This window comes from Roseomonas sp. TS2 (assembly GCF_058833935.1).
Window position 1 is genome coordinate 1 of the sequence record NZ_JCACVY010000185.1, and the last position, 8,799, is coordinate 8,799.

General features: G+C 71.7%; 6 protein-coding genes. All 6 read left to right on the forward strand.

The annotated features are described in order from the left end of the window. Window positions 1–1,635 (forward strand): acyl-CoA dehydrogenase C-terminal domain-containing protein (locus ACZJYS_RS20425; protein WP_493180132.1); only part of this gene is annotated, 1,635 nt, incomplete at its 5' end. Between the two features lie 62 nt (window positions 1,636–1,697). After that, the gene (locus ACZJYS_RS20430; protein WP_493180133.1) at window positions 1,698–3,323 is read left to right on the forward strand and encodes a long-chain-fatty-acid--CoA ligase; all 1,626 of its coding nucleotides are present in this window, start codon (window positions 1,698–1,700) and stop codon (window positions 3,321–3,323) included. 82 nt (window positions 3,324–3,405) lie between these two features. After that, the gene (locus ACZJYS_RS20435) at window positions 3,406–4,641 is read left to right on the forward strand and encodes an ABC transporter substrate-binding protein (RefSeq protein ID WP_493180134.1); all 1,236 of its coding nucleotides are present in this window, start codon (window positions 3,406–3,408) and stop codon (window positions 4,639–4,641) included. A 122-nt stretch (window positions 4,642–4,763) separates the two neighbouring features. Beyond that, window positions 4,764–5,450, forward strand: coding sequence for an EI24 domain-containing protein (locus ACZJYS_RS20440; protein ID WP_493180135.1), 687 nt, complete (start codon window positions 4,764–4,766; stop codon window positions 5,448–5,450). A 105-nt stretch (window positions 5,451–5,555) separates the two neighbouring features. Beyond that, window positions 5,556–6,935, forward strand: a complete 1,380-nt coding sequence (locus ACZJYS_RS20445; RefSeq protein ID WP_493180136.1) for an SAF domain-containing protein — start codon at window positions 5,556–5,558, stop codon at window positions 6,933–6,935. 83 nt (window positions 6,936–7,018) lie between these two features. Continuing rightward, complete coding sequence (locus tag ACZJYS_RS20450; RefSeq protein ID WP_493180137.1) at window positions 7,019–8,737, forward strand: ABC transporter ATP-binding protein; 1,719 nt, start codon at window positions 7,019–7,021, stop codon at window positions 8,735–8,737. The last annotated feature ends 62 nt before the right edge of the window (window positions 8,738–8,799 follow it).

The following is an 8,799-nucleotide window of genomic DNA, read 5'->3' on the forward strand; positions in this document are numbered from 1 at the left end:
CGCTTCGCCGCCGGCGTGCTGGCCCCGCTCAACCGGAGCGGCGACGAGGAGGGCTGCCGGCTGGAGAACGGCGTGGTGCGCGTGCCGCAGGGCTTCACGGAGGCCTATGCTGCCTTTGTCGCGGGCGGCTGGGGCGGGCTGTCCCAGGCGCCGGAATGGGGCGGCCAGGGACTGCCGCGCGCCGCGCAGATCCTGCTCGACGAGATGATGGCCTCCGCCAACTTCTCTTTCGGCCTCTTCCCCGGCCTGACGCGCGGCGCGGTGGAGGCGATCGAGCGCCACGCCTCGGAGGACCTCAAGGCGCGCTACCTGCCGAAGCTGGTCTCGGGCGAATGGTGCGGCGCCATGGCGCTGACCGAGCCGCAGGCGGGCACCGATCTCGGCCTGCTGCGCACCCGCGCCGAGCCGCAGCCCGATGGATCGCTGCGCGTCACCGGCGGCAAGATCTTCATCACCGCCGGCGACCACGAGATGGCGGAGAACATCGTCCATCTCGTGCTGGCGCGGCTGCCGGATGCGCCGCCCGGCGTGCGCGGCATCAGCCTGGTGCTGGTGCCGAAATACCTGCCCGACGCGGAAGGCCGACCCGGCGCGCGCAACGCCATGTCGGTCGGCGCGCTGGAGCGCAAGATGGGCATCCACGCCTCGCCCACCTGCGTCATGAACTATGACGGCGCCACGGGTTGGCTGGTCGGCGCGCCGCACCGGGGGCTGGCGGCGATGTTCACCATGATGAACGCCGAGCGGCTCTTCGTCGGCATCCAGGGGCTGGGCATCGCCGAGGCCGCCTATCAGGGCGCGGTGGCCTATGCGCGGGAGCGCCGCCAGGGCCGCGCGCCCGGCCAGGAAAGCGGTGAGGCGCAGCCGATCCTGGTCCATCCCGACGTGAAGCGGATGCTGCTCACCATCCGCGCCTTCACCGGCGCCGGGCGGGCGCTGGCGCTGTGGGTGGCGCTGCGGATGGAGGAAGCCGCCGGCCACCCGGACCCCGCCATCCGCGCCGAGGCGGAGGGCCATGTCGCGCTGCTCACCCCCGTCATCAAGGCGGCCTTCACCGATCTCGGCTTCGAGGCGGCGGTGCTCGGGCAGCAGGTGCTGGGCGGGCATGGCTATGTACGCGAATGGGGCATGGAGCAGCTCGTGCGCGATGCCCGCATCGCGCAGATCTACGAGGGCACCAATGGCGTGCAGGCCATGGACCTCGCCGGCCGCAAGCTCTCGGTGGAGGATGGCGCGCTGCCCGCGCGCTTCTTCGCGCTGGTGCGGGCCGAGATCGAGGCCGCTGGCGGCACCCCCGGCGCCGAGGCCTACACCGCGCCGCTGGCCGCCGCGCTGAAGCGGCTGGAGGCCGCCACGGCCCGCCTCACCCGCCGCGCCGCCGCCAACCCGGCCGAGACCGGCGCCGCGGCTTCCGACTATCTGCGGCTCTTCGCGCTGGTCGCGCTGGGCTGGATGTGGGCGCGCATGGCGCTGGCCGCGCTGCGGGCCGGGGGGGCCGCCACGCCGCGCCAGCGCGCCTGGCGGGATGTGGCGGGCTTCTTCATGGCCCGCCTCCTGCCGCAGAGCGTGGCGCTCGACCTCGCTTTGGCCGAGGGCGCCGCGCCGCTGCTCGCCTTGCCCGAGGAGGCCTACTGACCGCACCGACCGCCTCCGCCGCCACTGCCCGACAATCAAGAAAATCCCAGGGAGGAAACACGATGCGAGGGCTGATGATGGACGTGCCGCTGCTGGTGCCATCCCTGCTGCGCCACGCCGCGGAATTCCACGCGGACACCGAGATCGTCTCACGCACCGTCGAGGGACCCATCCACCGCACCACCTATGCGGAGACCCAGGCCCGGGTGCAGCGCCTGGCCAACGCGCTGGTGGCGCTGGGGCTGGGCGCGGGAGACCGCGTCGGCACCCTGGCCTGGAACGGCTACCGGCACCTGGAGATCTACTACGCCACGGCCGGCGCCGGCATGGTCTGCCACACCATCAACCCGCGCCTCTTCCCCGAGCAGATCGCCGGCATCATCGGCCATGCGGAGGATTCCATCCTTTGCGCCGACCTCACCTTCCTGCCGCTGCTGCAGGGGCTGGCCGGCCGGCTCGGCACGGTGCGCGCCATCGTGGTGATGACGGACGCCGCCCACATGCCGCCCCAGGCCGAGGGCCTGCCGCCCTTCCTCTGCTACGAGGCGCTGCTGGCCGGCCAGCCGGCCGAATTCGACTGGCCGGCGCTGGACGAGAACGAGGCCTGCGGCCTCTGCTACACCTCCGGCACCACGGGCGCGCCGAAGGGCGTGCTCTACAGCCACCGCGCCACGGTGCTGCACGCCATGGCCTCGGCGATGCCGGATGTCTTCGCCATCGGCGCCGCCTCGGTGGTGATGCCGGTGGTGCCGATGTTCCACGTCAATGCCTGGGGCATCCCCTATGCCGCGCCGATGGTGGGGGCCAAGCTGGTGCTGCCCGGCCCGAAGCTGGACGGCGCCAGCCTGCACGAGCTGATCACCGCCGAGGGCGTCACCTTCTCCGCCGGCGTGCCCACCGTCTGGATGGCGATGCTGGACTGGATGGCGGCGAATGGCCGCGATGCCGGCCCGATGAAGCGCGTGGCGATCGGCGGCTCCGCCTGCCCGGCGGTGATGATCGAGCGCTTCGAGGCGATGGGCGTCTCCGTGCTGCACGCCTGGGGCATGACCGAGACAAGCCCGATCGGCCTCGCTGCCTCGCCCAAGGCGAAGCACCAGGGCGCCACGCCAGCGCAGCGCCTGGCGCTCTCCAGCAAGCAGGGGCGGCCGCTCTACGGCATGGAGTTCCGCGTCGTCGGCGCCGATGGGCAGGACGTGCCGCGCGACGGCACGGCCTTTGGCCGCATGCTGGTGCGCGGCCCCTGGGTGGCCGCCGCCTATCACGCGGCGCCCGACAGCCCGGCCCACGCCACCCCCGGCTGGTTCGACACGGGCGACGTGGTGACGATGGATGCCGATGGCTATGTCGCCATCGTCGACCGCACCAAGGACGTCATCAAGTCCGGCGGCGAGTGGATCAGCTCGATCGAGCTGGAGAACATCGCCGTCGCCCACCCCGCCGTGCAGGAGGCCGCCGCCGTGGCGCGGCCCGACCCGAAATGGGGCGAGCGGCCGCTGCTGGTGGTGGTGCTGCGCCCCGGCGCCAGCCTAACGAACGAGGAGATGCGCGCGCATTTCGAGGGGCGTGTGGCGCGCTGGTGCATCCCCGACCAGATCCGCATCGTCGAGGAGCTGCCGCACACGGCGACGGGCAAGCTGCTCAAGTCGCGCATCCGGCAGCTCTACGCGCAGACGGCGGACGTCTGAGGAAGCAGGGCCGGGGGAAGGACTTCCCCCGGACCCCCATCTTTTTCCTGCAATGACAAGAACAACAGGGAGCGTGCGTCAGATGAATATCATCCTTCCACGTCGTCATCTGCTCGCGGGCACGGGTGCCGCGCTGCTGGCCGGGCGCTCCGCCCGCGCCCAGGCGAAGCAGACCATCCGCATCGGCGTGCTGACCGACATGTCCGGCCCCTACCGCGACCCCACCGGGCCGGGCAGCGTCGCCTGCGCCCGGCAGGCGGCCGAGGAGTTCATGGCGGCGCATCCGGGCATCACCGTCGAGGTGCTCTCGGCCGACCACCAGAACCGCGCCGACACCGGCTCCACCATCGCCCGCCGCTGGTACGACCAGGAGGGGGTGGACATGATCCTGGACGTGCCGACCTCCTCCGTGGCCCTCGCCGTGGCCGGCGTGACGCGGGACAAGGACAAGGTCTTCGTCAATTCGGGCGCCGCCACCACCGACCTGCACGGCGCCCAGTGCAACCCCAACACCGTGCACTGGACCTACGACACCTACATGCTGGCCAAGTCCACCGGCGGCGCGCTGACCCGCGCGGGCGGCGACAGCTGGTACTTCATCACCGCCGACTACACCTTCGGCCACCACCTGCAGCGCGACACCACACGCTTCGTCGAGGAGGCGGGCGGCAAGGTGCTGGGCGGCGCGCGCTACCCCTTCCCCTCCACCACCGACTTCTCCTCCTACCTGGTGCAGGCGCAGGCCAGCCGCGCCAAGATCGTCGGCCTCGCCAATGCCGGGGCGGACACGGTGAACGCGGTGAAGCAGGCGCGCGAATTCGGCCTCACCCGCCGCGCCAAGATGGCCACGCTGCTGATGGCCATCGCCGACGTGCACGGGCTGGGGTTGGAGAACGCCCAGGGGCTGCTGCTGACCGAGAGCTTCTACTGGGACCTCAACGACCGCACCCGCGCCTTCGCCAGGCGCGTGACGCCGAAGATGCCGGCCGGCCTGCCGATGGGGATGATCCATGCCGGCTGCTACGCCGGCGCGCTGCACTACCTGAAGGCGGTGGCCGATCTCGGGCCGGAGGCGGCACGCCGCTCCGGCCGCGCCGTGGTGGAGCGGATGAAGGCCATGCCCACCGATGACGACGCCTTCGGCGCCGGCAGCATCCGCGCCGATGGCCGCAAGCTGCACCCCTCCTACCTCTTTGAGGTGAAGTCGCCGCAGGAGAGCAAGGGGCCGTTCGACTACTACAAGCTGGTGCAGACCACGGCGGCCGAGGAGGCTTTCCGCCCTATGGCCGAGGGCGGCTGCGCGATGACGCGGGCCTGATCGGGGGGCCGCTGGGAGAGCGGCCGGGGCGGCGCTAGAAGGGCGCCGCCCCGGCGGCCTCCCGCCAGCCGGGGGGAGATGCAGGCCATGCCCAACCCTTCGCCCGCCCCGGAACGGCAGCCATGAAGGCCGTCGCCACCAGCCTGGCGCTGCCGCTGCGGCAGCTCGCCGACCCCGGCTTCCGCGCACCGCTGCTGAAGGGGCTGGGCCTCTCCATCCTCGCCTTCGCCGGGCTCGCCTTCCTGGCGGATTGGGGCGTCGGCGTCCTGGCCGGCGGCGAGGGCTGGCTTGCCACCCTGGCCGGGCTGCTGGGCGGGGCGCTGGTGCTGGTCCTGTCTGTGTGGCTGTTCGTGCCGGTGCTGCTGGCGCTGACCAGCCTGTTCCTCGACGACGTGGCGGAGGCGGTGGAGCGCCGCTTCTACCCCGGCCTGCCGGAGGCCCGGGGGGCTTCGCTGGCGGCGCAGGTCTGGGCCGGCCTGCGCATGTCCCTCCGCCTGCTGGCGCTGAGCCTGGTGATCCTGCCGCTCGGGCTGGTGGCGCCGCCCGTGGGGGTGGTGCTGTTCTGGGCGGTGGCCGCCGTCTCGGTCGGATACGGGCTGTTCGATGGCGTGGCGCAGCGCCGCCTGCCGGTGGCGGAGGCCAACCTGCTGCGCCGCGCGCGCCGCACGGAGGTGCTGGCGCTGGGCGGCGCGCTGGCCGCGCTGGCGGTGGTGCCGGTGGCCAATCTGCTGGTGCCGGTGCTGGGCACCGCCGCCATGACCCACCTGTTCCATCGCCGTTCCGATGGCGCTCCGGCCCCGCGCGCCTGAGCCTTCCGCCCGATGCCGGCTGGACGCCCGCATCGGGCCCTTTCTATACTGCCTTCGGTATACAGAATAATAGCAGCCACAAACCTGCGCCGAAGGAGACGCCCCATGCAGTTCCAGACCCTGTTCCAGCCGGCGCTGGAGCGGCCCGTGCAGGCGGCGCTGCTCGGCGCCGGGGAGTTCGGCCTCTCGCTGATCGCCCAGGCGCGGCGGATGCGCGGGCTCGACATCGTTGCGGCCTACGACCTCGACCCCGCCCGCGTCTCGGCGGCGCTGACCGAGATGGGCGTGCCGCACCGCCGCTGTTCCAATGCCGCCGAGGCGGAGGCCGCCCGCGCCGCTGGCGCCCTGGCCCTGTGCGAGCGGCTGGACGACCTGCTGCGCCTGCCGCTCGGCATGGTGGTGGAGGCCACGGGCCATGCCGAGGCGGGCGCCGCCCATGCCGAGGCCGCCATCGCCGCCGGCATCGGCGTGGCCATGGTGAGCAAGGAGGCGGAATGCGTGGTGGGGCCGGAACTGGCCCGCCAGGCCGCCGCCGCCGGCGTGCCCTACACGCTGGTGGATGGCGACCAGCCGGCGCTGCTGATCGGCCTCGTCTCCTGGGCGCGGCTGCTGGGCCTGCCCATCGTCGCCGCCGGCAAGAGCAGCGAATATGATTTCGTGCTGGACCCGGCGACCGAGACGGTCACCTGGCTGGAGCAGCGCGTGCACGCCCCCGGCATGCTGCGCCACTGGGCGCTGGGCCAGGACGCCGCGGCCACCGTGGCGGCGCGCGAGGCGCTGCTTTCCAGCCTGCCGCTGCGCACGGTGCCGGATTCCTGCGAGATGACGCTGGTGGCCAATGCCACCGGCATCCTGCCCGACCGCGACACCTTCCACGCCCCCCTCGCCCGCACCGTCGAGCTGCCGGAACTGTATGGCCCGCGTGACACGGGCGGGCTGCTCTCCGCCCCCGGCCGGCTCGACGTGTTCAACTGCCTGCGCCGGCCGGACGAGGCGAGCTTCGCCGGCGGCGTCTACGTGGTGGTGGAGTTGGCCGATGCGCGAACCGGCGCACTCTTCGCCGGCAAGGGCATCCCCGTCTCGGCCGACCGGCGGCGGGCGCTGATCTACAATCCGTCCCACCTGCTCGGCGTCGAGGCGCCGACCTCGATCATGGCGGCGGGAGCGATGCGCCATTCCATGGTCGGCCCCGACTACGCCCAGCGCGTGGACCTGCTGGCCCAGGCGACGCGCGACCTGCCGGCGGGGCATGTCCTGGCCATCGAGGGCACGCGCCATGCCGTGCCGGGGCTGGAGCCGCTGCTGCGGCCGACCATGGCCGAGGCGCCGGACGCGCCCCTGCCCTATTACATGGCTGTGGGCCTGCGTCTGCGCCGCGCCGTGGCCGCCGGCGCCGTGCTGACGCGCGACATGGTGGAGCCCCCGGCCGGCAGCACGCTGTGGCGGCTGCGCGCCGCGCAGGAGGCGCGGCTGCCCGCCGGTTGACCGCGGCCCGCTGACCGGACGATACGGAAGGCGGGCCGGCGCCGCCTTCCCGCGGCGCCGCGGAACGGACCGGATTTCCACGCATGCTGCGGCGCTTCTTCGCCTATTACCGGCCCCATCGGGGGCTGTTCCTGCTCGATTTCTCCTGTGCCGTGCTGGCCGGGCTTCTGGAGCTGGGCTTTCCCATCGCGGTGAAGCTCTTCGTCGATGAGCTGCTGCCGGGCGGCGACTGGGGATTGATCCTGGTGGCTGCCGCCGGGCTGCTGGCCATCTACCTGGTCAACACCGGGCTGATGGCCGTGGTCACCTACTGGGGGCATGCGCTTGGCATCAACATCGAGACGGAGATGCGCCGCAAGGCCTTCGACCACCTCCAGAAGCTTTCCTTCCGCTTCTACGACAACCAGAAGACCGGCCATCTCGTCGCCCGCGTCACCAAGGATCTGGAGGAGGTGGGCGAGGTCGCGCATCACGGGCCCGAGGATCTGTTCCTGGCGGTGATGACGCTCATCGGCGCCTTCATCCTGATGTTCACCGTGCATGTGGAGCTGGCCTTCCTCACCGCGCTGGTGGTGCCGGTCATCGCCTGGGGCTCGACGCATTTCGGCGCCAGCATGACCACCACCTGGCGGCAGCTCTTCGGCCGTGTCGGCGCCTTCAACGCGCGCATCGAGGAGGCGGTGGGCGGCATCCGCGTGGTGCAGGCCTTCGGCAATGAGGACCATGAGCGCGCCCTCTTCGCCCACGACAATGCACGCTACCGCACCACCAAGCTGCAGGCCTACCGCATCATGGCCGCCAGCCAGTCGCTGAACTATCTCGGCATGCGGCTGACCCAGATGATCGTCATGATCGCCGGCAGCTACTACGTGCTGAACGGGCAGCTCTCCAACGGCGCCTTCGTGGGGTTCCTGCTGCTGGTCGGCGTGTTCTTCCGCCCCATCGAGAAGATCAGCGCCGTCATCGAGACCTATCCGAAGGGCATTGCCGGCTTCCGCCGCTATACCGAGCTGCTCGACACCGAGCCCGATATCGCCGATGCGCCGGATGCGGCCCCTGCCCCACCGCTGCGTGGCGAGATCCGCTACGAGAAGGTCTCCTTCAGCTATGGGAGCGGCGCGCCGGTGCTGCGCTCCATCGACCTCACCATCCGCGCGGGAGAGACGGTGGCCTTCGTCGGGCCCTCGGGTGCGGGCAAGACAACGCTCTGCTCGCTGCTGCCGCGCTTCTACGAGGTGCAGGAGGGGCGCATCACCATCGACGGGATCGACATCCGGCGCATGACACTGGCTTCGCTGCGCGCGCAGATCGGCATTGTGCAGCAGGATGTGTTCCTGTTCGCCGGCACGCTGCGCGAGAACATCGCCTATGGCCGGCTCGGCGCCAGCGAGGCGGAGATCCGCGACGCGGCCCGGCGCGCCCGGCTGGACAGCGTGATCGCTGCACTGCCCGAGGGGATGGAGACGCTGATCGGCGAGCGGGGCGTGAAGCTCTCTGGCGGGCAGAAGCAGCGCCTGGCGATTGCCCGCATCTTCCTGCGCAACCCGCCCATCCTGATCCTCGACGAGGCCACCTCGGCGCTCGATACGGAGACGGAGCGCGCCATCCAGGAATCCCTGGCGGAGTTGTCGCAAGGACGCACCACCCTGGTCATCGCCCATCGGTTGGCCACGATCCGCGACGCGGATAGCATCGTGGTGGTGGATGGCAGCGGCATCGCCGCACGCGGGTCACACGAGGATCTGCTCAGGCAATCCCCGCTCTACCGCCGCCTGCATGCGGTACAGGCCAGAACGGCATGAAAGCGGGTGGGAAGGCCATGAGCCTTCCCACCCGGGGATTTTCATGACGCCAGGATTGGCGC

Excerpts from the sequence above, each read along its gene's own strand:
- ACZJYS_RS20430 (WP_493180133.1), top strand. The coding sequence starts at position 1,698 with ATGCGAGGGCTGATGATGGACGTGCCGCTGCTGGTGCCATCCCTGCTG.
- ACZJYS_RS20435 (WP_493180134.1), top strand. The coding sequence starts at position 3,406 with ATGAATATCATCCTTCCACGTCGTCATCTGCTCGCGGGCACGGGTGCC.
- ACZJYS_RS20440 (WP_493180135.1), top strand. The coding sequence starts at position 4,764 with ATGAAGGCCGTCGCCACCAGCCTGGCGCTGCCGCTGCGGCAGCTCGCC.
- ACZJYS_RS20445 (WP_493180136.1), top strand. The coding sequence starts at position 5,556 with ATGCAGTTCCAGACCCTGTTCCAGCCGGCGCTGGAGCGGCCCGTGCAG.
- ACZJYS_RS20450 (WP_493180137.1), top strand. The coding sequence starts at position 7,019 with ATGCTGCGGCGCTTCTTCGCCTATTACCGGCCCCATCGGGGGCTGTTC.